The sequence below is a fragment of the Microbacterium sp. 1154 genome (assembly GCF_031455375.1).
GTDB lineage: Bacteria > Actinomycetota > Actinomycetes > Actinomycetales > Microbacteriaceae > Microbacterium.
In genome coordinates this window covers 177,967-202,356 of the sequence record NZ_JAVDSN010000001.1, presented here as the reverse complement: position 1 = coordinate 202,356, position 24,390 = coordinate 177,967, and the positions used below count along the sequence as shown (strand labels likewise).

General features: G+C 70.8%; 21 protein-coding genes. 13 read left to right on the top strand and 8 right to left on the bottom strand.

Features of this window, described 5'->3' with window-relative positions; translation table 11 throughout:
* Positions 1-51 precede the first annotated feature (51 nt).
* On the top strand, positions 52-1,230 hold the full coding sequence (locus tag J2X55_RS00810; protein ID WP_309821506.1) for an acyl-CoA dehydrogenase family protein: 1,179 nt from the start codon (positions 52-54) through the stop codon (positions 1,228-1,230).
* 204 nt (positions 1,231-1,434) lie between these two features.
* Positions 1,435-2,223 carry an enoyl-CoA hydratase-related protein gene (locus J2X55_RS00805; protein WP_115916964.1) on the top strand — a complete coding sequence of 263 codons (789 nt, stop codon included), beginning with the start codon at positions 1,435-1,437 and terminating at the stop codon, positions 2,221-2,223.
* A 4-nt stretch (positions 2,224-2,227) separates the two neighbouring features.
* Here J2X55_RS00805 and J2X55_RS00800 read toward each other — a convergent pair whose 3' ends face one another.
* Positions 2,228-2,755, bottom strand: coding sequence for a MarR family winged helix-turn-helix transcriptional regulator (locus J2X55_RS00800; RefSeq protein WP_115916966.1), 528 nt, complete (start codon positions 2,753-2,755; stop codon positions 2,228-2,230).
* A 216-nt stretch (positions 2,756-2,971) separates the two neighbouring features.
* Between J2X55_RS00800 and J2X55_RS00795 the strand changes: the two genes are divergently transcribed.
* From J2X55_RS00795 to J2X55_RS00785, 3 genes are all read left to right on the top strand, one after another.
* Positions 2,972-3,748: an electron transfer flavoprotein subunit beta/FixA family protein gene (locus J2X55_RS00795; RefSeq protein WP_309821505.1), complete on the top strand. Its 777-nt coding sequence runs from the start codon at positions 2,972-2,974 to the stop codon at positions 3,746-3,748.
* Positions 3,748-4,713, top strand: a complete 966-nt coding sequence (locus J2X55_RS00790) for an electron transfer flavoprotein subunit alpha/FixB family protein (protein WP_309821504.1) — start codon at positions 3,748-3,750, stop codon at positions 4,711-4,713. Before J2X55_RS00795 ends, J2X55_RS00790 begins: the two co-directional genes overlap by 1 nt.
* 672 nt (positions 4,714-5,385) lie before the next feature.
* Positions 5,386-6,630: a cytochrome b/b6 domain-containing protein gene (locus tag J2X55_RS00785; protein ID WP_309821503.1), complete on the top strand. Its 1,245-nt coding sequence runs from the start codon at positions 5,386-5,388 to the stop codon at positions 6,628-6,630.
* 174 nt (positions 6,631-6,804) lie between these two features.
* On the opposite strand, the gene J2X55_RS00780 is transcribed toward J2X55_RS00785, so the two are convergent.
* The gene (locus J2X55_RS00780; protein WP_309821502.1) at positions 6,805-7,356 is read right to left on the bottom strand and encodes a TetR/AcrR family transcriptional regulator C-terminal domain-containing protein; all 552 of its coding nucleotides are present in this window, start codon (positions 7,354-7,356) and stop codon (positions 6,805-6,807) included.
* Positions 7,357-7,421: 65 nt separating this feature from the next.
* Here J2X55_RS00780 and J2X55_RS00775 point away from each other — a divergent pair, with 65 nt between their 5' ends.
* From J2X55_RS00775 to J2X55_RS00765, 3 genes are read left to right on the top strand one after another with little or no spacing between them, the layout of a single operon-like run.
* A complete protein-coding gene (locus J2X55_RS00775) occupies positions 7,422-8,018 on the top strand; it encodes a biotin transporter BioY (RefSeq protein ID WP_309821501.1) in 597 nt (198 codons plus the stop codon).
* A gap of 38 nt (positions 8,019-8,056) precedes the next feature.
* The gene (locus tag J2X55_RS00770) at positions 8,057-8,719 is read left to right on the top strand and encodes an ABC transporter ATP-binding protein (protein WP_309821500.1); all 663 of its coding nucleotides are present in this window, start codon (positions 8,057-8,059) and stop codon (positions 8,717-8,719) included.
* Entirely contained in the window at positions 8,713-9,309 is a 597-nt protein-coding gene (locus J2X55_RS00765) for an energy-coupling factor transporter transmembrane component T (protein WP_309821499.1), read from the top strand. Before J2X55_RS00770 ends, J2X55_RS00765 begins: the two co-directional genes overlap by 7 nt.
* Positions 9,310-9,600: 291 nt before the next feature.
* On the opposite strand, the gene cofE is transcribed toward J2X55_RS00765, so the two are convergent.
* Together cofE and J2X55_RS00755 are read right to left on the bottom strand one after the other, a co-directional pair.
* Complete coding sequence (gene cofE / locus J2X55_RS00760) at positions 9,601-10,359, bottom strand: coenzyme F420-0:L-glutamate ligase (protein ID WP_309821498.1); 759 nt, start codon at positions 10,357-10,359, stop codon at positions 9,601-9,603.
* Between the two features lies 1 nt (position 10,360).
* Complete coding sequence (locus J2X55_RS00755; RefSeq protein ID WP_115916984.1) at positions 10,361-10,867, bottom strand: GNAT family N-acetyltransferase; 507 nt, start codon at positions 10,865-10,867, stop codon at positions 10,361-10,363.
* Positions 10,868-11,009: 142 nt separating this feature from the next.
* Between J2X55_RS00755 and J2X55_RS00750 the strand changes: the two genes are divergently transcribed.
* Positions 11,010-11,570: an acyl-CoA thioesterase gene (locus tag J2X55_RS00750; protein ID WP_309821497.1), complete on the top strand. Its 561-nt coding sequence runs from the start codon at positions 11,010-11,012 to the stop codon at positions 11,568-11,570.
* A 13-nt stretch (positions 11,571-11,583) separates the two neighbouring features.
* Here the strand turns inward: J2X55_RS00750 and J2X55_RS00745 are convergent, their stop codons facing one another.
* Both J2X55_RS00745 and J2X55_RS00740 read right to left on the bottom strand, forming a co-directional pair.
* On the bottom strand, positions 11,584-12,561 hold the full coding sequence (locus J2X55_RS00745) for an acetylxylan esterase (protein ID WP_181906403.1): 978 nt from the start codon (positions 12,559-12,561) through the stop codon (positions 11,584-11,586).
* A 66-nt stretch (positions 12,562-12,627) separates the two neighbouring features.
* Positions 12,628-13,743: a S1 family peptidase gene (locus tag J2X55_RS00740; RefSeq protein WP_220338146.1), complete on the bottom strand. Its 1,116-nt coding sequence runs from the start codon at positions 13,741-13,743 to the stop codon at positions 12,628-12,630.
* A 271-nt stretch (positions 13,744-14,014) separates the two neighbouring features.
* On the opposite strand from J2X55_RS00740, the gene J2X55_RS00735 reads away from it, so the two are divergent.
* A complete protein-coding gene (locus tag J2X55_RS00735; RefSeq protein WP_309821496.1) occupies positions 14,015-19,510 on the top strand; it encodes an alpha-L-arabinofuranosidase C-terminal domain-containing protein in 5,496 nt (1,831 codons plus the stop codon).
* 59 nt (positions 19,511-19,569) lie between these two features.
* Here the strand turns inward: J2X55_RS00735 and J2X55_RS00730 are convergent, their stop codons facing one another.
* Positions 19,570-20,199 (bottom strand): DUF1345 domain-containing protein, encoded by a 630-nt coding sequence (locus tag J2X55_RS00730; RefSeq protein WP_115916990.1) that lies wholly within the window; start codon positions 20,197-20,199, stop codon positions 19,570-19,572.
* A gap of 31 nt (positions 20,200-20,230) precedes the next feature.
* A complete protein-coding gene (locus J2X55_RS00725) occupies positions 20,231-21,241 on the bottom strand; it encodes a LuxR C-terminal-related transcriptional regulator (RefSeq protein WP_309821495.1) in 1,011 nt (336 codons plus the stop codon).
* Between the two features lie 224 nt (positions 21,242-21,465).
* Here J2X55_RS00725 and J2X55_RS00720 point away from each other — a divergent pair, with 224 nt between their 5' ends.
* Genes J2X55_RS00720 through J2X55_RS00710 form a run of 3 tightly spaced genes read left to right on the top strand, consistent with a single transcriptional unit; the run spans position 21,466 to position 24,250 of the window.
* Entirely contained in the window at positions 21,466-22,617 is a 1,152-nt protein-coding gene (locus J2X55_RS00720; protein WP_309821494.1) for a glutathione-independent formaldehyde dehydrogenase, read from the top strand.
* Between the two features lie 2 nt (positions 22,618-22,619).
* Positions 22,620-23,084, top strand: a complete 465-nt coding sequence (locus J2X55_RS00715) for a hypothetical protein (protein ID WP_309821493.1) — start codon at positions 22,620-22,622, stop codon at positions 23,082-23,084.
* Positions 23,085-23,104: 20 nt separating this feature from the next.
* Positions 23,105-24,250, top strand: a complete 1,146-nt coding sequence (locus J2X55_RS00710) for a zinc-dependent alcohol dehydrogenase (protein WP_309821492.1) — start codon at positions 23,105-23,107, stop codon at positions 24,248-24,250.
* The last annotated feature ends 140 nt before the right edge of the window (positions 24,251-24,390 follow it).

The window sequence follows — 24,390 nt, the reverse complement described above, 5'->3', positions numbered from 1 at the left end:
CAGGTAATCTGAGGGGAGCGACGACGCCGTCGCTTTCCGAAGGAGAGCCGCATGGACACCACCCCTGCTCCCGCGCTCGACGCCCCGTCGACCGGCACCCTGAGTTCCGACGAGCGCGATGCCATCCTCGACGCGGTGCGCGACTTCGCGGCGACCGAGTTCGCCCCGCGCACCCTCGAATGGGATGCCGAGAAGCACTTCCCCCGCGACGTGCTGCGCCGCGCGGGGGAGCTGGGTCTCGGCGGCGTCTACGTCAACGACGACGTGGGCGGCGCCGGGTTGTCGCGCGTCGACGCGGTGGCGATCTTCGAGGAGCTCGCCTACGGCGACCCGACGGTCACGGCCTACATCACGATCCACAACATGGTCGCGTGGATGATCGACACCTACGGCACCGCCGAGCAGCGCGAGCGGTGGCTGCCGTCGCTGGTGGCCATGGAAGATCTCGGCGCCTACTGCCTCACCGAGCCCGGCGCCGGGTCCGACGCCGCGGCCATCACCACCTCGGCGATCCGGCACGGCGACACCTACGTGCTGACGGGGGTCAAGCAGTTCATCTCGGGCGCGGGCGAGGCGTCGGTCTACGTCGTCATGGCTCGCACGGGGGAGCCGGGAGCGCGCGGCATCAGCGCCTTCCTCGTGCCCGCCGACTCCGAAGGACTCTCGTTCGGAGCGAACGAGAAGAAGATGGGCTGGAACGCGCAGCCCACCCGTCCCGTCATCCTCGACGAGGTGCGCGTGCCCGCCGAGAACCTCCTCGGCGGCGAGGGACGCGGCTTCTCGATCGCGATGAACGCCCTCAACGGCGGTCGCCTGAACATCGCCACCTGCTCCCTCGGCGGGGCGCGGTGGGCGCTCGATCGCGCCGTCGCATACGTGCACGAGCGGTTCACCTTCGGCGAGGCCCTCAGCGAGAAGCAGTCCGTGGTGTTCGCCGTGGCCGACATGGCGACCGAGCTCGAAGCCGCACGACTGCTCGTGCGCGATGCGGCGACCGCCCTGGATGCGAAGACTCCGGATGCCGCGACCCGGTGTGCCATGGCGAAGAGGTTCGCGACCGACGTCGGCTTCCGCGTCGCCAACGAGTCGCTGCAGTTGCACGGCGGATACGGCTACCTGCAGGACTACGGCATCGAGAAGGTCGTGCGCGATCTGCGCGTGCACCAGATCCTCGAGGGGACGAACGAGATCATGCGGCTCATCGTCGGTCGCAGCGTCCTGGCTGCGTGAGGTGCTTTCTCGTCGGTTCGGGGCGGATTCGACGGCCCGGGGCGTGAATTCTGCGCCCCGACCGGCCGAACCCGCCCCGAACGCCCCGGTGTCGCGGAGGGGGGATCCGTCTCGGCAAGACCCTCGGTCGATGTCGGTGGGGCGTGCGAGCATTCCAGGACGGACGAAACGCGCCGACCATCATCCGAGACGACAGGAGTCACCATGAGCGAGCCGGATGCCGGGTACGAGACGATCCGCGTCGAGCAGCGCGGACGCGTCGGGTGGATCACCCTCGACCGGCCCGAGGCGCTGAACGCGCTCAACACGCGGACCATGACCGAGGTCGTCGCGGCGGCCGAGACGTTCGACGCCGACGAGGGCGTCGGCGCGATCGTGGTGACCGGCAGCGAGAAGGCCTTCGCGGCCGGTGCCGACATCAAAGAGATGGAGCAGAAGTCGGGTCTCGACATGATGCTCACCGACCACTTCGGTGCCTGGGCCCGTTTCGCCGCTGTTCGCACGCCCGTGATCGCCGCGGTCTCGGGGTACGCCCTGGGCGGCGGGTGCGAGCTCGCGCTGATGTGCGATGTCATCCTGGCATCCGATCGAGCGAAGTTCGGTCAGCCCGAGGTGCAGCTCGGCGTGATCCCGGGCATGGGCGGAACGCAGCGGCTCGTTCGCGCGCTCGGGTACTACAAGGCCGCCGAGCTCGTGCTCACCGGACGCATGATCGACGCCGCCGAGGCCGAGCGCGCCGGACTCGTCTCTCGTGTGGTGGCGTCGGCCGACCTGCTCGACGAAGCCGAGGCGGTCGCCCGCACGATCGCCGAGAAGCCGCTCCCGGCCTTGTACGCGGCCAAGGCCGCTCTCGACGTGGCCCTGGAATCGACGCTGGCCGAGGGCGTGCGCTTCGAGCGTCAGGCCTTCGCGGCCCTGTTCGACACCGCCGACCAGAAGGAGGGGATGGCGGCCTTCCGCGAGAAGCGGTCGCCGTCGTTCACGCACCGATGAGCGCTCAGAGCGGATCGGGCACCGGTGAGGGGTCGGCGAAGTCGCCGGCGCCCTTGCGGAAACGCGCGATGATCCGCACGAGCGCGGTCGCGTCCTCGTCGTCGAGGCCCAGATCGGCGAACACCTCGTTCAAGGCCGTCGTGGCGTCGTCGACCCGTCGACGCCCGTCCGCGGTGAGCGCGAGCAGGGCCGCACGCCCGTCGGTCGGGTGCGGTTCGCGCGTCACGAGCCCGTCTCGAGCGAGGCGCTCGACCGTGTTCGTGACGCTCGTCGGGTGCACCTGGAGACGGGCGATGGCGCTGGCCATCGGCATCCGGCCCTCGCGCGTGAAGGCGAGCAACCGCAGCATCTCGAACCGCGAGAACGACAGGTCGAAGGGCTTCAAGGCTCGGTCGATGGATGCCATGAGCAGCTGGTGCGCGCGGATCACCGAGGTCACGACCGTCATGCCGTCCGCGGCCTCGTCCCACCCGTGCGCGAGCCACTGGCGCTTGGCCTCGGCGATCGGGTCGACCGGCAATCGTCGCGTCATCGGTCCTCCTCGCGTTTCACGGTACCGCTCGCGTGGCCCTCGCACGCGGCCGCCGGTTCCCGCACCGACCGCGAGCGGGTCCGTCGTCGCGTCGGGCCCGTCCGCGGCGGCGCCGGTCCGGGCGCCGCGCACCTCATGCGCTGACCCCCCGCGCCGCGAGTCCGTCCGCCGCACGGCGGCCGCGGCATCCCTCCCCTCACCGAAGGAGCCAGGTCGATGAAGATCGTGGTGCTGATCAAAGAAGTCCCCGACACGTGGGGAGAACGTCGCCTCGACCTCGAGACCGGTCTCGTCGACCGCGCCGGGTCGGCCCCGGTGCTCGACGAGATCGACGAGCGCGCGGTCGAAGCCGCTCTCTCACACGCCGACGCGCACCCCGGCACCGAGGTCGTGGTGCTCACGATGGCTCCCGCCTCGGCAACGGCGACGGTGCGCAAGGCCCTCGCGATGGGCGCGACCTCGGCCGTGCACATCGTCGACGACGCCCTGCGCGGTGCCGATCTGCTACTGACGGCCGATGTGCTCGCGGCGGCCATCCGGCGCACGGGGTTCGACCTGGTGGTCGCGGGCAACCTCTCCACCGACGGCGGCGGGGGAGTCGTTCCCGCCATGGTCGCCGAGCTCCTCGGTGTGCCGCAGCTGACCGCGTTGTCGAGTCTCGAGGTCACCGACGACGCCGTGTCCGGCGACCGTGTGAGCGACGCCGGCACGATGCGCGTGTCGGCACCGCTCCCTGCCGTGGTCTCGGTGACCGAAGCCCTGCCCGAGGGGCGGTTCACGACGTTCAAGGGCATCATGGCCGCCAAGAAGAAGCCGTACGAGACCCTGGATGCCGCAGAAGTCGGCGTCGAGGCCGAAGACCCGGCTCAGGCGCGCTACATCATGCTCGCGGTCGCCGAGAGGCCGCCGCGCGAGGCCGGGACGAAGATCGTCGACGAGGGTGACGCGGGCGAGAAGCTCGCGGCCTACCTCGTGGCCGAGGGGGTGGCCTGATGAGCGTCGCCCTCGTGCTGCTCGAGGTGCTGCCGTCCGGGGCGCTCGCCGCTTCGTCCGCCGGGCTGCTGGTGGCGGCTGCGGCGGTCGCCGAGCCGGTCGCGGTGATCGCGGCCCCGGCCGGGAGCCTCGACCGCGCCGCCGAAGAGGCCGCCGGACTCGGGGCGGTGCGCGTGCTCACCGTCGAGGTCGACCCCGCCGAGCTGACCGGCCCGGTCGTCGACGCTCTCGCCGCCGCGGTGGCGGCCGAGACCCCCGACCTCGTCGTCGCCTCGAACGCGATCGAGCCGCGCGACGCCCTGGCCCGTCTCGCGGTGCGGTTGCGCCTGCCGCTCGCCACCGACATCGTCGGCGTCTCCCGCGACGACCTCGGGGTCGTGGCCCACCATTCGGCGTTCGGCGGCGCTTTCACCGTCGACGGCGCGCCCACCTTCGGTCCCCTCGTCGCGACCCTGCGCCCCGGTTCCGTCGGGGGACGCCTCGACGCGCAGCCGCTCGCCGTGCGGGCCCTCGAGGTGTCGGCATCCGGGATCCCCTGCGCTCGTGTCGAGGCATTCGACGAGACGTCCGCTCCCTCGACGCGACCCGAGCTGCGGGGTGCCGACGTGGTCGTCGCCGGCGGGCGGGGAGTGGGATCGAAAGAGGACTTCGCCCTGGTCGAGCGGCTCGCCGACGCGCTGGGGGCGGCCGTCGGCGCCTCGCGTGCGGCCGTCGACGCGGGCTACGTCCCCGCGGCCGCGCAGGTCGGGCAGACCGGGGTGTCGGTGTCGCCGCGCCTCTATGTCGCGCTGGGCATCTCGGGCGCGATCCAGCACCGTGCGGGCATGCAGACCGCGCGCACCATCGTCGCGATCGACAAAAACCCGGAGGCGCCGATCTTCGACATCGCCGACTTCGGTATCGTCGGAGATCTGTTCACCGTCGTCCCGCAACTCATCAGCGCGCTAGAGGCCCACAAGAAGTAGATGGCGTCCACCCCCCGCACTCCGCGTCGCGGGCTGCCGCGCGTCCCCGGTGGGGAGCCCTGGCCGCCCGCGGGTCCTGGCGCGCCCGCGGCGCGTTCGCCTCAGGATGCGGCGGATGGTGCCGCGTCCGCCGTCGACAAACGGGGCGCCGTCTCACCCGCAGCGGATTCGGCTCCGCGCGATGAATTCGGATCAGAGGCCACTCCGCGTCCGAATCCGGTGCACGCCTCCGAATCCACTGAGGTCGGGAGTCGCGTGGTCGGACCGGAACAAGAGAGCGCGACGTCGGATGCTGCGGCGACCGGTGTGCGCCGGGGTCTGCCCCGCGAGCCGGGCGGGGAGCCCTGGCCGCCGGCATCCGCCGTTCCTTCCGGCCGCTCCGGTGCGCACTCCCCGGCACCGTCACTTCCCGCGCCTGAGCCCGTCGAGCCCGTCGATGCGGAGCTCGAGTCTCAGCCGTCCCCCTCGGCCCCGGAGACGGATGCCGTGCGCCGGGGTCTGCCCCGCGAACCGGGCGGGAAGCCCTGGCCGCCGGCATCCGCGAACCCGTCCGTTGCCGCGCGCAGCGCACCGGAATCGGAGAATCACCGCGGAATCGGATCGGCGGAGCCGGTGCGTCCGATTCCGGGGAGCGAATCCGATCCTGGTGTGGAGGCCGGGGCCGCGGAAGCTGTGACGACGGGCGAACGGGATGCCGGGAACCCCGCGACGTCGCGCGGATCCGCGCAGGGCGCGGGTGCGCCGACCGGGGTCACTGCCGGTGGGGATGCTTCCGCGCCGGCGGGTCTGACCGCACCGACCGGTACCCCCCGGGCGAATCGCATTCCGGCGGCGCAGAGCGGCATCCCCTCCGCGTCGGCGCCCGCGCGTCCGCCGCTGACCGTTCCCCGCACGGTGTGGCCGGGAGCCGCGGCCCGAAGCCACGCAGCGACGGCGGGGATCACGGGGCAGAAGCTTGCGGCGGCGACCCCGCCGCGGCCCGCGGCGCGTGCCGCCCTCGGGGACTACTCGCCCATCCAGCTGCTCGGCTCGACCGCCGTGCTCGGCGTCTTCGCGCTCGCCCTCGTCGGGATCGTCGTGCTGCTCGCCCGCTTCGTGCTCGCGATCGGGCCCGGGCGGGAGTTCCTCGCGGCGTTCCCCGGGGAGTACCCCCTGCCCGAGTCCGCGCCGGTGGGGCTTCCGGCGTGGCTCAACTGGTCGCACTTCCTCAACAGCTTCTTCCTCCTGCTGATCATCCGCACCGGTTGGCAGGTGCGTCGAGAGAAGCGGCCCGCCGCGTTCTGGTCTCCGCGGAACAACAAGAAGCGCCGCATCAGCCTCGCGCTGTGGTTCCACCAGGCGCTCGACATCCTCTGGATCGCGAACGGCGTCGTCTTCGTGGTGCTGCTGTTCGTCACGGGGCAGTGGATGCGCATCGTCCCCACCTCGTGGGAGGTGCTCCCCAACGCGCTCTCGGCCGCACTGCAGTACGCCTCTCTCGACTGGCCCACCGAGAACGGCTGGGTCAACTACAACAGCCTGCAGCAGCTGTCGTACTTCGCGATCACCTTCGTCGCCGCGCCCCTCGCGATCATCAGCGGCGTGCGCCTGTCGGGCGTGTGGCCGAAGAACGCCGACAAGCTGAACCGCCTCTACCCGGTCGAGTGGGCCCGCAAGGTCCACTTCCCGACCATGCTGTTCTTCGTGGCGTTCATCGTCGTGCACGTCGCCCTCGTGCTCGCGACCGGCGCCCTGCGCAACCTGAATCACATGTATGCGGCGCGCGGCTCGGTCGACCCGGAGGCCTTCACCGGCGACCCGACCGGGTTGCTGATCTTCGCGGCATCCCTCGTCGTGATGGCGGCGGCCTGGGTGGCCGCGCGCCCCGCGGTGCTCGTGCCGATCGCGCGCCTGTTCGGCGAGGTCAAGCAGCGCTGACCCGCCGCCCGAGCGGGAGCCCGCCGAGCATGCTCGAAGACGTACCCGTTCGTCGAGGACGCAGGACATCGCGACGAAATGCGTGCGTTCTCGGCGAACACCTGCGGCCTCGCCGCGCTCGCGAGGTCGTCGGGGTCGGCGAGTGGCTTCTCCGGCGAACCGACCGGGTGCCGGTCAGACCCGACGGCGCGCGCGCAGTCCCGCGACGATGAGCTCGAGGCCGAAGTCGAAGTCGTCGCTCGCGAGCCCGGTCGTGCCCTCCCGCGCCCCGGCGCTGTCGTACTGCAGGCGCTGTTGCTCGTGCCAGACGAACCCGAGCACGTAGTGCAGCACGGTGGTGGCGACCCGCCGGGCCGTGTCGGGTGCGAAGCCTTCGGTAGCGACGGCGTCGGCGAGCTGATCGTGTGCGAGCGGCGAGCCGAGGCCCAGAGCGAGGGTGCTCGAGACGACCTCGGCGCCGTCTCGGTAGGCTAGCAGGGCGTCGCGCAGGGCGCCGGCTCGCGCGCGCAGGTCGCCCGAGGGGGCGGATGCCATGCGTCCCACGATCCGGTCCGACAGCTCTGCGAGCAGCGACTGCTTGTTCGGGAAGTGCCAGTACAGCGCGCTGGCCTGGACGTCGAGGGCGGTCGCGAGGCGACGCATCGTCAGGTCGGGGAGGCCGTGGTCGTCGAGGATCCGCAGGGCGGTGCTCGCGACGTCGTCGGCCGTATGTCCTCGCGGTGCCATGCGCCTGAGTATAGTGAACGCCGTTCACGTGAACACTGTTCAGGTACCCGACCCGAAAGGCTCTCATGCGCCGCTCTCCCGATGCCACCGATCTCGCCCGCGTGGCCGTCTTCGCCGCTCTCATCGCCGTCCTCGGGCTCCCCGGGAGCTTCCCGGTTTTCGGCGGAGTGCCGATCACCGCGCAGACGCTCGGGGTGATGCTCGCCGGCGCCATCCTCGGCCCGGCGCTGGGCGCCCTCTCGGTCACGGTCCTCCTCGCCCTCGTCGCGGTGGGACTCCCGCTCCTCGCCGGCGGACGCGGGGGTATCGCCGTCTTCTTCGGCCCCACCGCGGGGTACGCGCTCGGGTGGATCCTCGGCGCGGCGGTCATCGGATGGGTGGTGCACGCGCGGGGTCGTCGCCCGGTGGTCTGGCGAACGGCCCTGGCCATGGTCGCGGGCGGGATCGTCGCGATCTACGCCCTCGGCATCCCCGTGCAGAGTCTCGTCACGCGCCTGCCCCTCGGCGAGACGGCCCTGGCGAGCCTCGTCTTCGTTCCCGGCGACCTGCTCAAGGCCGCGCTCGCGACCGTCGTGGTCACGGCCCTGGTCCGCGCGTACCCGCGAGGCTTCCGACGCGAGTGGGATGCTCCGGTGGACGCCGTGGCGGTCGTCCGCGCGTGAGCCCGTCGCAGCCCGGTGAGACGCTCCACTGCGCCGGCGTGACCGCGCGCCTCGACGGCCGCGACGTCCTGCACGAGGTGACCCTCGACCTCGATGCCCGCACGATCGCCGTGATCGGCGACAACGGCTCGGGCAAGTCGACCTTCGCCCGCGTCGTGGCGGGGCTCGTGCCCCGGTCCACGGGCGCGCTCGAGGTGCTCGGCGTGGATCCGGCGAGGGATGCCACGACCCACCGCCGACGCACGGCTCTCGTCTTGAGCAATCCCGACGCGCAGATCGTGATGCCGGTGGTGTCCGACGACGTCGCGTTCTCGCTGCGACCCGAGCGCCTCGCCAAGCCCGAGCGGGCGGCCCGCGTGGCCGCCGCTCTCGAGCGCTTCGGGCTCAGCGACCTCGCCGAGCGCCCGTCGTCCGATCTGTCGGGCGGGCAGAAGCAACTGCTCGCCTTGTGCGGCGCGTTCGTGCGGAACCCCGCGCTCGTCATCGCCGACGAACCCACGGCTCTTCTCGACGCACGGAACGCCCGCCGGATCGCCGACCACCTGCTCGCCGACGGCGGTCACCGCGCGCTCGTCGTCACCCACGACCTCGCCCTCGCGCGACGGTGCGAAGCCGCGGTGCTGTTCGCCGACGGTCGCGTGGTCGCCACCGGCGCGGCATCCGGGATCGTCGACCGCTACGAGGAGTCGCTGTCGTGCTGACGACGTATCGATCGGGGACGGGGGTGCTGCACCGGCTGCGGGCGGGACCGAAGATGCTCGCGGTCGCCGCCGTCGCCCTCGCCGTGGCGATGCTCCCGACGACGCTCTGGGCGGCAGGGGTCGCGTCCGCGGTGGTGCTCGCCTGTTACGCGGTGTCGGGCGTGGGTGCCCGGGAACTCGCGCGCCAGGCCTGGGCGCTGCGGTGGATCGTCGTCGTCACGGCCGCGGGTCAGCTGATCTTCCTCGGTGTCGAACCGGCCGTCGCGAACACCGCTCGGGTGACGGCCGCGCTGCTGATCGCGGCCCTGCTGCCCCTGACGACGCGAGCGGAGGACCTGCTCGACGCCCTCGAGCGCGGCCTCGCCCCGCTGACAAGGATCGGAGGGGATGCCGAGCGCGCGGCGCTGCTGCTCGCGGTCACGGTCACGACCGTCCCGGTGCTGGCGCGACTGGCCGCCGAGGTGCGCGAGGCGCAACGGGCCCGCGGCGTGCGCCCGTCTCTGCGGCTCGCGATCGTTCCGTTCCTCGTGCTGTCGCTGCGGCACGCCGACCAGCTCGGCGAGGCCCTCGCCGCCCGCGGGGTGCGCTGAGCGGCGCGCGCTCGGAGGACTTCGGGGGGCCCGGCTCGTGGCGCTCGCTCAGCGCACCGCGCCGTGAGTGGCGTGGGTGCGTGTCCCACGAATGGCTGGTTGCAGCTGCTTCAGACGACCAGATTCGGGACACGCATTGTCATAAGTGGGACGCGCTACCCCCGGCCGCCGCGTGGCCGGCCCGGTGGTGCGGGGAGGGATGCCGCGTCCCCGTTGTGGTTGCCTGGGATCGCTTCAGACGACCGTATGTGGGACACGCGCCGTCATAAGAGGGACGCGCGAGCTCGGCCTCTACCCCGCGGCGGCCCGCCCCGCCGCGAAGCCCTCGGCGTAGGCCTCGTCGGCTCCCTGGCGGAACATATCGCGGACGGGGTCTCGCACGATCGAGCGGGCGCCGGGCAGGTCGAGATCTCCCACCAGGTCGGCGCGCCCGCGCACGATCGCCACGGGCCGGCGCGCGGCCTTGCCCTTGACGAGGTCGGTGGCAGCGGCGAGCTCGTCGGCCACGCAGGGCAGGGTCACGACGAGGGGGCGGCCCTCGGCATCCACCGTTCCGCGAAGATCTTCGAACACGTGGATGCCGCCGGCCCCGATCGCGTGGTCGGTCTGGCCCTCGCGCCAGGCGCGGCCGAGCGTGTCGGTGATGATCACGCCGACGTGGGCTCCCGTCGCGGCGCGCAGCCCGGTCGCCAGGGCGCGCGCGGACGCGTCGGGATCGACCGGCAGCAGCAGCACGGTGCCCTCGGGGGTGTTGCTGGCGTCGACCCCGGCGGCCGCCGAGACGATCCCGAGAGGATTCTCGACGATGCGCGTCACGTGCCCGGTGGGGGAGGTGCGCGATGCCACGAGCCGCACGGTCTCGCGGGTGATGGCGTCCTCGCGGTCGGAGGCGTGGATGATCCGGCCCTCGGCTTTCGACACGATCTTGCTGGTGACGACCACGATGTCACCGTCCTGCAGGGGATCGGTCACGGCGTCCAGGATCACCCGGACGAGGTCGTCGCCCGGGGTGATCTCACGGATGCCGTCGAGGGCCCAGATGCTCAGCACGTCAGCGGACGAAGCGCACCTCGGTGAGCTCCTCACCGAGGAAGGGCTGCACCTGCGAGGCACCGTCGAGCGAGAATCCGTTGCGCGTGTAGAAGCGGTGTGCGCGGGGGTTGTCGTCGGCGACCCACAGGTACACGCCCTCGCCGCCGTCGATCGCGGCGTCGAACAGCTGCTGGCCGATTCCCGTGCCGTGGTACGCGTCGAGCAGGTAGATGAAGTACAGCTCCCGCTCTCGCGGGGCGTCGTCGTCGCGGGCCGGGCCCGAGCCGACGAAGCCGACGATCTCGCCGTCGACGAGGGCCGCGTGCATGCGGTAGTCCTCGCCCTGGGAGGCCCAGTGGGTCCAGAGCTCCGCCATGCGGCGCGGCGAGACGGCCTCGAGGGCCGCCGTGCTGATCAGGTGGTCGTAGGTCTCGTGCCAGCAGGTGGCGTGCACGCGGCCGAGGGCCTCGGCATCCACATCTCTCACCGGACGGACGACGATGTCGGTTCGGGCTTCCGCAGTCATGGCGTGACTCTACGCGGGGGTCCGTCGCGGGTGAAATCGAGCCGCGCCGGCCGTCGAATGCGGTATGCGCCCGCGTGGCCACCTTGTCGCGAACCCACAATGGGATCGCCGATCCGTGGTCGAATCGCTACGCTCGCCCCTCGTGAACGTCCTCTGGCGCACCCTGCTGGTGCTCGCTCGTGCCCGCCGTCGTCTTCGCCGCGAAGGCCCCATCGACCCCAACACGGTGGCCCGCATGTCTATCCGCGTGCTGCCGACCGACATCGACCTGCTGCGCCACCTGAACAACGGTCGGTACCTGTCGCTGTTCGACCTCGGTCGCTGGGATCTGCTGACCCGCACCGGCCTGCTCGCCGCGATGACGAAGCAGGGCTGGTACGCGGTGGTCGCCGCCGAGACCATCACGTTCCGTCGCTCGCTCGAACTGGGGCAGCGGTTCGATCTCGAGACGCGCCTGATCGGACACGACGATCGAGCGGTCTACCTCGAGCACCGCGCGCTGGTGAACGGCGAGATCTTCGCGCGCGCGATGATCCGCGCCCGCATCCTGCGCCGCGCGGGGGGAACCGTCCCGCACGACGAGCTCTTCGCCGCGGTCGGCCGCCCCGAGGGGCTGCCCGACATCGAGCAGTGGGTGCACGACTGGGCCGCGGGGTCGGCGCTGCCGTCCACGAAGCGCCCCGCCCCCAGCGTCTGGGAGTGACGCGGGCGGGCGATCACCTTCCGAAGCGGGCGTCGAGCCAGGCCACCTGCTTCATCCAGTGGCGGTGGCCGCCGCCCTCGTGGCCGTTGTAGGTGTACTCCTCGATGGCCGCGTCGTCGGAGGCGAGGGCGTGGAACGCCGCGAACACCCCCGACGGCAGCACGATGTCGTCCATGAAGCCGACCGAGAAGTAGGCGGGCGCGCTGATGCGGCGGGCGAGGATCGCGCCGTCGATGTGCGAGAGGGTGTGCAGCGCGCGCTCGGCGTCGTCGCGGTGCACCGATAGGTAGCGCGTAATCTCGGTGAAGGGGGCCGATGGCGTGCGGACGATCGCATTCGGGATGTCGCACAGGAACGGCACGTCGGGCATGACCGCCGCCACCGCATCGCCGCTGAGGGCGGCCGCCGCGATCGAGAGGGCCCCGCCCTGGCTGCCCCCGGTGACGGCCACGCGAGAGGGATCGACGCCGGGGAGCTCGCGCACCACATCGACGAGCCGTGCGGCGTCGGTGTAGAGGCGGCGGTAGTAGTAGTCGCGGGGGTCGAGGATGCCGCGCGTCATGACACCGGGGAACGCGGCCGCCGAGCCGTGCGGGTCGGGGGTGTCGCCGTTGCTCCAGGTGGATCCCTGGCCGCGTGTGTCCATGATGACGTGGACGTATCCGGCGGCCGCCCACGACAGCTTCTCGCCGGGCAGCCCACGACCGCCGCCGTAGCCGATGTACTCGATGACGGCGGGGAGGACCTCGTCGCCGTGCGGCCGCACGACCCAGCCGCGGATCTCGTCGCCCGCGAAGCCGGTGAACGTCAGGTCGTGGACGCTCAATGCCCGGACGGGAGCCTCGACGGGGGTGAGCGACGCCGGGCGGGCGGCATCCCGGGCCATGGTGAGGGTCTCGCTCCAGAAGTCGTCGAAGCCGGCGGGCTCGGCCAGGGAGGGACGGTATTCGCGCAGCAGGTCGACGGGCATGTCGGTGAAGGTCACGGCCATGAGAATCGACAGTAGCGGGCACGGCGACGCCCCGACCGCGAGGGCGGCCGGGGCGTCACAAAAGGCTCAGGTGGTGAGCAGGGTGAGGCCGTAGGCGTCGAGGATCTCGTTCACCGGCTGGAACCAGGTCTGCCCGCCGCTGCTGCAGTCACCCCATCCGCCGGAGGTCACCCCCTGGGCCTGATCGCCCGCGAGGAGCGATCCGCCCGAGTCGCCGGGCTCGGCGCAGACGGTGGTCTCGATGAGACCGTCGACGGTGTCGTTGCCGTACGTCACCGACGTGTCGTACGCGAGGATCTCACCGCAGTGCCACCCGGTGGTCGATCCGGACCGGCAGACCGTCGCTCCGACGGGCGCGGGCGTGGAGCCCGCGACCGCGACGTTGCCGCCCGACCAGTCGTCGACCTCGCCCAGCGGGTTGTGGTTCGGGGTGGAGACCCAGGCGTAGTCGTTGCCGGGGAACGACGAGCCCGCGAAGGTGCCGTAGTTGGTGCTCTCGCCCTCGCTGCCGCAGTGGCCGGCGGTGACGAAGCCGCCCACGACGCCGAAGCCGATCGAGCAGCGGTACTGGTTCGAGATGTAATAGGCAATGCCGCCGCGCAGGTCGTCGAAGGTCTGCGGCGTGCCGCCGGCCGTCTCGACGCGCACCGCGTCGGCGTCGACGCCGAGGCCGGTCACGAAGGTGATCACGCTGGCCTCGGAGCCGGGGAGGGCTTCGACGACGACATCGTTGGCTGCGACGTCGACGTGCCAGGAGGCGATCCCGGCGGGGCGGTCTGCGCCGCTGATGCGTGCGGTGACACCCTCCAGCTCGTTCAGCGAGTGCTCGGCCGCGACGGGAACGGCGCCGGCGCTCGCGACGAGGGCGCGCGCGGCCTCGCTGGTCGCGGCGGCGTAGACGGTGCGGCTGCTCTCGTCGATCCACGAACCGGCGTAGGCGTCGCCGGCGGCCGCCGACGCATCGGCCGTGAGGGTGGCGGCGTCGGCCTGGAAGCGCAGGACGTCCTGCGCGCCGGCGACATCGGTACCGAGGGCTTCGGCCATGGCATCGAGCAGCTGCGTCTCGGAGGAGGGGGAGGGCGCGGTGGGCGCCGGTTGGGCCAGCGCGGGCGCTGCGGCCGCCGAGACGAGGATCAGCCCGAGGGCGGACGCGCCCACGGTCAGTTTCGATATGCGGTTCACGGAGTGACCTTCCATCCAGGGGGATAAATGGTGCGGGTACCCGCCGGAAGTAAAACATCGTTCAGGCCGCAAAACGCAATCGCCCAGCTTTCTTTCAGTCTCCTGTTACTTCTGTGAAGCTTCACATTTGCTGCTCGACCCGCACACAAAAGCGCATTCCCGCGTTGACTTTGCTGTGAGAAATCTCAGACACTACTCGTAGTGAGCGCTCACATGGAGCGCCGCCGCACGCCGGCTGTCAGCCGGCCACCCATCGTCGAGGAGGACGATCATGGTGCTGTCACGACCCCATCTGCCCGGGGGACGGATTCGACGCGCGGGCGCGATCGCCGCAGCCGCCGTCGTCGTTCTGACCGGCCTCGTTCCCGGAGCCGCCGCGTCGGCGGCACCCCTGCCCACGCCCCTGGCGTCGTACGACTTCGCCGCCACCTCGGGCACCGTCGTTCCCGACGCCTCGGGTCACGGTCGCGATGCGACCATCGTCGGCACCGGGGCGACGGTCGAGGGGGACGCCCTGTCGCTCCCCGGAGGTGCGTCGGGCTCGTCGGCGGCGTACGTCGAGCTGCCGAAGGGCCTGTTCGACGGCAAGAGCACCGTGACCGTCTCGGCGTGGCTGCAGGACCGCACCGGCTCCGGTAACCAGGCGGCGATGTTCTTCGGCACCACCGAGAACCTCCCCCAGCAGTACTGGCTGCTGAACCCCGCCAACCCGGCCGGTCAGGTGAAGTCGGTGCTCACCGACGGGCCGCGGATCGCCCAGCCCTGGACCCTCGAGCGCGGCATCGCTCCGACCGACGGCACCCGCGGCATCCCGGGCCCTTCGTCGACCTCGGAATGGGCGCTCTACACCACCGTGATCACGCCCACCTCGATCACCGCCTACCTCGGCGAGACGAAGATCGGCACCGTCGCCACGTCGCGTTCGGTCGCCGAGTTCGGCTCTGGTCTGGTCGGCTACATCGGTCGGTCGTCGTACCCCGATCGCGTGTGGAAGGGCGGCGTCCGCGACGTCGCCATCTTCGACAGCGCGCTCAGCGACGACGACGTCCGGGCGCTCGTCGCCGAGGGCACCCCGACGAACGAGCAGGACGTCGACACCGCCGCGAAGGCCCTCTCGATCCCGGATGCCGATGACGTACGCGGCAACGTGACGCTGCCCACGGCCGGGTCGAACGGTACGTCGGTGGCGTGGTCGTCGTCGAACGCGCAGGTCGTGACCCCGACCGGCGAGGTCGCGCGGCCGGCCACCGGGTCGGCGGCCGTCACCGTGACGCTCACCGCGACGATCGCGAAGGGGTCGAGTGAGACCACGCGCACCTTCGATCTCGTCGTGCAGCCGAAGCCCGCGCCGCAGAAGCTCGAGGGCTACTTCTTCCCGTTCTTCACGGGCGAGAGCAGCACGACCGACGAGGAGATCTCGTTCGCCACGAGCCGCGGCGACGACCCCAAGAACTGGCTGACCCTGAACGACGGCCAGCCCGTCCTCACCTCGGACCAGGGCGAGCAGGGTATCCGCGACCCCTTCGTGCTGCGTTCGCCCGACGGCGACCGCTTCTACATGCTGTCGACCGACCTGAACATGTACGACCTCTACAACGGCGACTTCGGCCGCGCGCAAGAGGTCGGCAGCCGCAAGCTCAACGTCTGGCAGTCCGATGACCTCGCGACCTGGAGCCCGCTGCGCCAGATCACCGTCTCGAGCGAGCTGGCCGGCAACACCTGGGCTCCCGAGGCCACGTGGGATGCCGACCGCGGCGAGTACGTCGTCTACTGGGCGTCGAATCTCTACCCGAGCGCGTCCACCGCGGGCCGGAAGGCATCGGACACCTACAACCGCATGATGATGGTCACCACGCGCGACTTCGTCACCTTCAGCGAGCCGCAGCCGTGGGTCGACGTCCAGCGCGGGGCGGGCAAGGGCACGATCGACGCCACCGTCGTGCGCGACGGCGACACCTACTACCGCTTCATCAAGGACGAAGCGTCGATGACCGTGCGCCAGGAGCGTTCGACCTCGCTCACCGCGACCGTCACCGGATCCCTTCCGACCACGACCTCGAGTCCCGGCTGGCAGCTCGTGAAGGAGCAGATCGGCGTCGGTCAGCCCAACCCCTGGGGCGGGACCTTCACCAACGGCGAGGGCCCGACGGTGTTCGCCGACAACGCCGAGGCGGGTCACTGGTACATGCTCATCGACCAGCCGAGCTACCACGGCGGCCAGGGCTACATGATGTTCGAGACCCGAGACATCGCGTCCGGGACGTGGACCTCGGTTCTGGATGCCACCCTCCCGGCGCGTCCACGTCACGGAACGGTCCTGCCGATCAGCGCGGCGGAGCAGCAGAGGCTGCTCGCGGCGTACCCGACGGACGAGACCGCGGACTACTCGATCACGGCGGACCCGACCAAGGACGGCGCCGAGATCGACGACGCGATGTACGGCGTCTTCTTCGAAGACATCAACAACGCCGCGGACGGCGGCCTGTACGCCGAGCTCGTGCGCAACCGCTCGTTCGAGTTCCTGCCCGTCGACAACCGCGGCTTCACCGGGATGACCGCGTGGACGCCCGTGGCGCTCGGCGGCGGTGCGGGATCGGCGAAGCCGGTCAACGACGACGAGCGCATGAACGAGCGCAACCGCACCTACCTGCAGCTCGACCTGAACAGCGGTGCAGGGACGTACGGCGTCGAGAACGCCGGCTTCGACACCGGGGTCGCCTTGACGAAGGACGGCGTCTACGACGTGTCGTTCTGGGCGCGCACCACCGCGACCAGCGGTACCCCCGTCTCGCTCGTGCTGCGCTCCGCCGACGGCACGGTGCTGTCGAACCCCTTCACGGCGACCGTGGGCGGAGACGGATGGGTGAAGTACCGCGGCTCCGTGACGGCGACGGCCACGACCGACGCCGCGCGCGTGCTCGTCCAGGCGGCAGGGGCGGGAACGCTCCGCCTCGACGAGGTCTCGGTGTTCCCGCGCGACACCTTCAAGGGCCGCGAGAACGGCCTGCGCAAGGACATCGCGCAGAAGATCGCCGACCTCCACCCGAAGTTCGTGCGCTTCCCCGGCGGCTGCATCGTCAACGTCAACAGCCACGAGGACTACTCGGCCGACTCGAACTACGAGCGCGCCCGGTCGTACCAGTGGAAGGACAGCGTCGGTCCGGTCGAGACCCGCGCGACCAACTCCAACTTCTGGGGCTACAACCAGTCGCTGGGTCTCGGGTACTACGAGTACTTCCAGTTCGCGGAAGACATCGGCGCCAAGCCCGTGCCCGACGTCCCCGCTCTGATGAACGGCTGCGGTCAGGCCCTGCAGCCGACCGACCCGGCTCTGTTGCGGCGCCACATCCAGGACACCCTCGACCTCATCGAGTTCGCCAACGGCGACGTGGACACGACGTGGGGCAAGCTCCGCGCCGACATGGGGCACCCCGCCCCCTTCGGCCTCGACCGCATCGAGATCGGCAACGAGGAGAACTACCCCGAGGCGTTCATGGCGAACTTCGTGCAGTTCCGGGATGCCATCACGGCGAAGTACCCCGACATGATCCTGATCAGCAACTCGGGCCCCGACGCCGAGGGCGCGAGCTTCGAGAAGCACTGGGAGCAGAACAGGGCCGAGAACGTCGACATGGTCGACGAGCACTACTACCGCGACCCCTCGTGGTTCCTCTCGCACAACACCCGCTACGACTCCTACGACCGGAACGGTCCGAAGGTGTGGATCGGTGAGTACGCCTCGCGCGACAACCGCTTCTTCAATGCCCTGTCGGAGGCGGCGTACATGACGGGTCTCGAGCGGAACGCCGACGTGGTCAAGATGGCGTCGTACGCGCCGCTGCTGGCCGACACCAGCAACGTGCAGTGGCGCCCCGACCTCATCTGGTTCGACCGCGACCAGGTGTGGGGCTCGGCGAACTACGAGGTGCAGAAGCTCTTCATGGGCAACGTCGGCGACCGGGTCATCCCGACCACGGCGGGCGGGGATCTGGCATCCACCGCCGTCTCCGGTGCCGTGGGCCTGTCGACCTGGAGCACGTCGGCGCGCTACGACGACGTGAAGGTCACGACGCCCGAAGGGAAGACGCTCTTCTCCGACGACTTCGCCGACAAGAACGACGAGGGGTGGACGAAGCTCGCGGGCGCGGGTTCCTGGTCGGCGGCCGACGGCAGCTACGTGCAGTCGTCGACGACGGCGAACAACACGCTCGTCGCCGGTCCCGCGATGGACGCCACCGACTACGACGTGTCGCTCAAGGCCACCAAGCTCGCCGGCGCCGAGGGCTTCCTCGTCGGGTTCGGGGTGAAGGGATCCGCCGACTACATGTGGTGGAACCTGGGCGGCTGGGGCAACACCCGCAGCGTCGTGGAGAAGGCCGTGGGCGGCGCCAAGTCGATCGTCACCGACACGGGCCTGTCGCGCGTCGAGACGAACCGCACCTACGACCTGCGCATCCAGGTGCGCGGCGCGCAGGTGACGCTGTTCGCCGACGGGGTGCAGCAGGGACAGTTCACCAACACCGAGGTCGAACCCTTCGCCCAGGTCATGACGCGGGACGACGCCACCGGTGACGTGCTGCTCAAGGTCGTCAACGCCCAGGCCAAGGCCGCCGAGACCACGATCGACCTTGGCGGGATCGGCGTCCTGCCCACGGCCGACGTGACCACCCTGACGGCGGCCCCCTCGGCGCTGAACACCGCGACCGAGACGCCGGTGGCACCGAAGACCTCGCAGATGGCGGTCTCGAGCAGCTTCACCCACTCCTTCGAGCCGTACTCGGTGACGTTCGTGCGGATGCACACCCGCGAGGCCGACACGACGGCGCCCACGGTGGCGGTGCAGACCACGCCGGCCGGGCCGGACGGGGCCGAAGGCTGGTTCGTCTCGCAGCCGTTCGTCACCGCCACGGCCACCGACGACATCGACGCCGCACCGCGCCTCGAGGTCAGCACCGACGGTGGCACGACCTGGGCGGCATACACCGGTGCGGTGACCCCGGCGGAGGGGACCTGGAACCTCGCGTTCCGCGCGACCGACGCGGCGAAGAACGTCTCGACCCCCGTGACGGCCGCGGTGAAGTTCGACCGCACCGCCCCGGCGACGACGGCGACGACGGATGCCGCGGCCCGGAGCGTCACGCTCGCGGCGAGCGACAGCGGTTCGGGGGTGGCGCGCGTGGAGTACCGCCTCGGCGACGCGGCGACCTGGACGACGACGGCCGGCGCGCAGGCGGCCGTGGCCGTCGGTGACGGGGCCACGACCGTGTCGTACCGCGCGGTCGACGTGGCCGGCAACGTCAGTGGGACGGGCTCGACCTCGGTCGGTGCGAACGCGGGAGACCCGACGCTGTCGGTCTCGGGCGACTTCGTCGCGGGCGGAGTGATCACGGTGTCGGGATCGGGCTGGCCGGCGAACGCCGACGGTGAGCTCGAATTGCGTTCCACTCCCGTGCAGCTGGGTACCGTCCGCACCGACGCGAACGGGTCGTTCCTCGTGAACGTCACGATCCCGGCCGACACCCCGGCGGTCGCCCATCGGGTGATCGCGCGTATCGGCGGCGTCGAGGCCGAGGCGGCCATCGAGGTGCGGGCCGCGGCCGACGGTGCCGTTCCGGTGGTTCCCCCGGCTCCGGGCGGCCCGACCGGTTCGGCGCCCTCGCCGCTCGCGGTGACGGGCGGTGTGGTCTCGGGCGGGGCCCTTGCGCTCGGCCTGCTCGCGGTGCTCATCGGCGCGGCTCTGAAGCGACGCCGCCGCGCGATCGGCTGAGCCGAGAAGATGCCCCGATCGCCAGGCGCGGCCGGGGCATCTTCTTTCGCGCGGACAGTTCACCCCCCTTGGGTGAGCCCCGTGATCAGGTTGATGGCCACGGCGACCACGAACGTGCCGAAGAAGTACGAGAGGAGCGCGTGGCCCATGGCGATGCGGCGCGACGGCGTCGACGACTGGGTGATGTTGCTCGCGCTGTAGGCCATCCCGATCGCGAAGGCGGTGAAGGCGAAGTCGCTGTAGGCCGGGTCTTCGTCCTGGTCGAAGTCGAAGCGGTGGGAGTCGTCGAGGTAGTACATCCGCGCGTATTTGAAGGCGTAGACGGTGTTCACCAGCGCCCAGGCGGCGACGACCCCGACGACGGCGAGGATCGCGGCGACGGATCCCACGACATCCTTCTGCTGACTGCGGATGAGTGCGAAGACGACCAGTCCCACACTCAACAGGGTCGCGGTGATGATGAGCCCGTCGACCAGGGTGCGCGAACGGTCCTCGTGTCGGGCGAGGTCTCTCGTGCGGCCGCTGTCGGCGGGCCACGCCCGCGACCACGCCCAGACGAGGAACACCGCCGACGCGGCGACCCAGCCGATGAGGGGCGCCAACGCCGGGACGCCGAGAATCCAGGCGATCACCCCCAGGCCCAGCCCGACGGCGGCGGCGATACCGGCCTTCCTCGAGAGATGTGACATGGCGTTCCCTTCGGTCGGTGGCGCCCGCAGCTCATCGGTGCCGAGGCCGCGGGAGGGGGATGTACAGGCCCGCCCGCTCGGCTCGCACGGCGGCCAGGGCGCGCGAGGTGGCGTCGAGCTTGAGGAGGATGTGCTCGAGGTGGGCGGCGATCGTTCGCGGTGACACCGTGAGCGCGCGGGCGATCTCGAGGTTCGAGCAGCCCTCGATGACATGGCCGAGCACCTCGAGCTCGCGGGGGGTCAGACCCCGCAGGTGCCGGGCCGGCGACAGGACCGCGACCCCGCACGCCACGGCATCCAACTCCCTCTCGCACGCGACGACGGTGACGCGGACGAAGCCGTCGGGCGCCTGCCGGCCGCCGCGGGGCCAGAGGAAGGTCGCGTGGTCGCAGCCCTCGCCGATCGCGTCCCGGGCGGCCGCGACCAGCTCCGTGCCGGGGGCGAGGAGCGCATCGTCGGGTAGACCCGGCAGGGGGGCCACGCCGCGTCCAGGGAGAAGGACGACGCCGGCGCGGGCTTCGCGTACGACGACCGCCGAGGCGGTGAGAGAGCGCAGCGGATCGATGCCCGACGCCAGCTGGGGCGCGAGGCGCGCGATCTGCTGTCGGAAGAACAGCGGGGGTGGATCCGCGCGCCGGAACAGAACCGTCATGAAGCCCACGTGACGACCGCTGCCCGCGAACAGCGCGACCGAGAGCGCCTCGTGAAACCCGGCGGGGAGGAGGCATTCCGCCCACGTCTGGAGATCCTCGGCCGCGTACGGAAGGTCGGACAGGCTCGTGGGAGGTCGGTCCCGATGGGCTCCCGTCGTCTCGATATCCCGGGCCATCTGAGGGCCGCTCAGATAACGCAGGCTCGATCCATCGAGATCGCTGCTCGCCAGGGAGGTATAGCCCGTGCCGTCCGGTTCGGCCAACGCCATCCAGGCGCCGTCGAAGGGGACATGGTGGTGCAGCTCGTCGAGCAACGCCTGCGCTCGGTGGTGGACGGGGCCCGGGCGCGCGGCGATGGACTCGAGCTCGAGTGCCGCGTCTCGTCCCACGGGAGACCCCTTTCGGCTCCTCGGCAGCAGGCACGGTCGCAGACCTCGGGGAGTCGTCCCGGCCTACCACGGGCGGAGGCGCCTGACCATGCCCTATCCCGAGATCCGGATGGGTCGATCTGCCGATGGCGTCCGATCCTCGGCGGGAGTGACATGAGGGGTGTCACGTGGCCGACGGCCGCGCGGCTCATCCGCCGACAGGGCACTCACGGGAGGAAACGAACATGAAAGCAGTCGTGTACGACGGGCCGCGGCAGGTCACGGTGAAGGACGTTCCGGATGCGCGCATCGAGCGCCCCACCGACGTCCTGGTCCGGATCACCACGACCAACATCTGCGGGTCGGACCTTCACATGTACGAGGGACGCACCAGCTTTGAGACCGGGCGGTGGTTCGGTCACGAGAACATGGGCGAAGTCGTGGAGGTGGGACCGGGCGTCGACAAGGTCGCCGTGGGCGATCACGTGGTGCTTCCCTTCAACGTGGCCTGCGGGCACTGCAAGAACTGCGAGCGGGGGCTCACCAACTACTGCCTCACCGCCCAGCCCGTTCCGGAATTCGCCGGTGCGGCCTACGGGTTCGCCGACATGGGTCCATGGGCGGGCGGTCAGGCAGAACTGCTGCGGGTGCCCTGGGGCGACTTCAACTGCCTGCGCCTCGGCGAGGATGCCGAGGAGCGGTCGACCGACTACGTGATGTTGGCCGATATCTTCCCCACCGGGTACCACGCCACCGAGATGGCGGGCGTGAAGCCGGGGGACCAGACGGTCATCTACGGCGCCGGTCCGGTCGGCCTGATGGCGGCACTGTCCGCCACCATCAAGGGCGCGAGCAAGGTCATGGTCGTGGATCGGCATCCGGACCGGCTCCGACTGGCCGAGTCGATCGGTGCGATCGCCATCGACGACTCGAAGGTCGACCCGGTGCAGGCCGTCCTCGACCAGACGATGGGGCTCGGCGCCGACAACGGGTGCGAGTGCGTCGGCTACCAGGCGCACGAGCCGGGCGGAAACGAACAGACGAATCTCACGCTGAACCGTCTCGTCCGATCGGTACGGTTCACGGGGCGCATCGGCACGGTCGGTGTCTTCGTGCCGCAGGACCCCGGTGGCCCCGACGAGCTGGCCAAGCAGGGCCAGATCGCGTTCGACATGGGTCTGCACTGGTTCAAGGGGCAGACCATGGGCACCGGGCAGGCGCCCGTGAAGAAATACAACCGGCAGCTGCGCGACCTCATCGCGGCGGGCAAGGCGACCCCGTCGTTCATCGTCAGCCACGAGCTGTCGCTCGATGAGGCGCCGGATGCCTACGAGCACTTCGACAACCGCGACGACGGGTGGACCAAAGTCGTTCTGAAGCCCGGGAAGGCGGCCTGATCGTGGCGGGTAAAGCGGCTGCGGCCGTCGGCATCGGAGTCGTCTCCGTCGCGGCCGGGCTCGTCGCGCGCTCGCTGGTCAAGAAGGAACGCGAATCGGAGGGAGACGGGGCTCACCCCGAGGGGTGGAAGGCGGTCACCGTCCTCGGCGACGCCGACGCTTTCTCGAGCGACGGGTACCCCGAGCCGCTTCGCCGGGTGGCGGGGTCGCTCGAGATCCGTGTGCAACCGGCGCCGGGTGACAAAGGGTTCGAGGTGCACGCCCGCGTGCGGGAGGGCACCGACCTGGCCGGGGAGAAAGATCCGGGTAAGGCGCTTCGGACGGCTCTGCGGGACGCCAAGCAGGTCTTCGAGACGGGCGAGATCCTCCGCGCCACGCCCCGACCGCACGGAGAGCGTCCACCCACCCTGCTCGGGGGCGCGGTCGACAAAGCCGAAGAAGACGCGAAGGGCGAGGGTGTGCTGTGAAGGCTCTGTGTTGGACCGGGATGAACGAGCTCTCGGTCGAGAACGTCGAGGATCCCGGCATCCTGAACGCCCAGGACGCGATCGTGAAGGTGACGCTCAGCACGACCTGCGGGTCGGATCTCCATCTGCTCGGCGGGTACGTGCCCACCATGCGCGCCGGCGACGTGCTCGGTCACGAGTTCATCGGCGAGGTCGTCGAGGTGGGATCCGCCGTCACGAAACACAGGATCGGCGACCGCGTCGTCGTGTGCTCCTTCATCAGCTGCGGACGGTGCTGGTACTGCCGGAACGAGCTGTACTCGCTGTGCGACAACGGCAACCCCAACGCGGGCATCCCCGAGATGCTGTGGGGACAGGCCCCGGGTGGGTGCTACGGCTACTCCCGCGCTCTCGGCGGATGGGCGGGCAGTCACGCCGAGTACATCCGGGTGCCGTACGCCGACCAGGGGGCCTTCACCGTTCCGGAGGGGGTGAGCGACGAGCGCGCGCTGTTCGCCTCGGATGCCGCTCCGACGGGGTGGATGGGCGCTGATCTCGGCGGGGTGAAGCCCGGCGATACGGTCGCCGTATGGGGAGCGGGCGGGGTCGGCCAGATGGCCGCGCGCGCCTCGCTCCTTCTCGGTGCGGAACGGGTCATCGTCATCGACCGGTTCCAGGAGCGGCTGGCACAGGTGGAGCACACCATCGGTGCCGAGACGATGAACTATGAAACCAGCGAGGTCACCGCGGAACTTCGCGAGCTGACGGGCGGCCGCGGACCCGACGTCTGCATCGAAGCGGTCGGCATGGAGGCCCATCATGACGGTCCGGACTTCGGCTACGACCAGCTGAAACAGCAGCTGCGACTGCAGACCGACCGTCCCACGGCCGTCCGGGAGGCGATCTTCGCCGCACGCAAGGGCGGCAGCTTGTTCGTGCTCGGGGTCTTCGGTGGGTTCGTCGACAAGTTCCCGCTGGGCGCGGTCATGAACAAGGGGCTCACCCTGCGGTCCGCTCAGCAGCACGGGCACCGCTACATCCCGATGCTGCTGGAGAGGATGGCGCGCGACGAGCTCGTCACCGAGCACCTCGCCACCCACGTCATGTCGCTCGACGAGGGCCCCGAGGGGTACGCGATGTTCAAGAAGAAGACCGACGGGTGCGTGCGGGCGGTCTTCCGCCCGTGACCTCACGGGAGTGGAAGACGCATCCCGGATGCCAGAACGGAAAGGAAACGATGCCCCGGCCGCTGCGAGGCGATCGCGGCATCCCGGGTGGGAGGAAGGAAAGGAAAGGAAACGATGCCCGGCCGCGGTGCGGCGGTCGC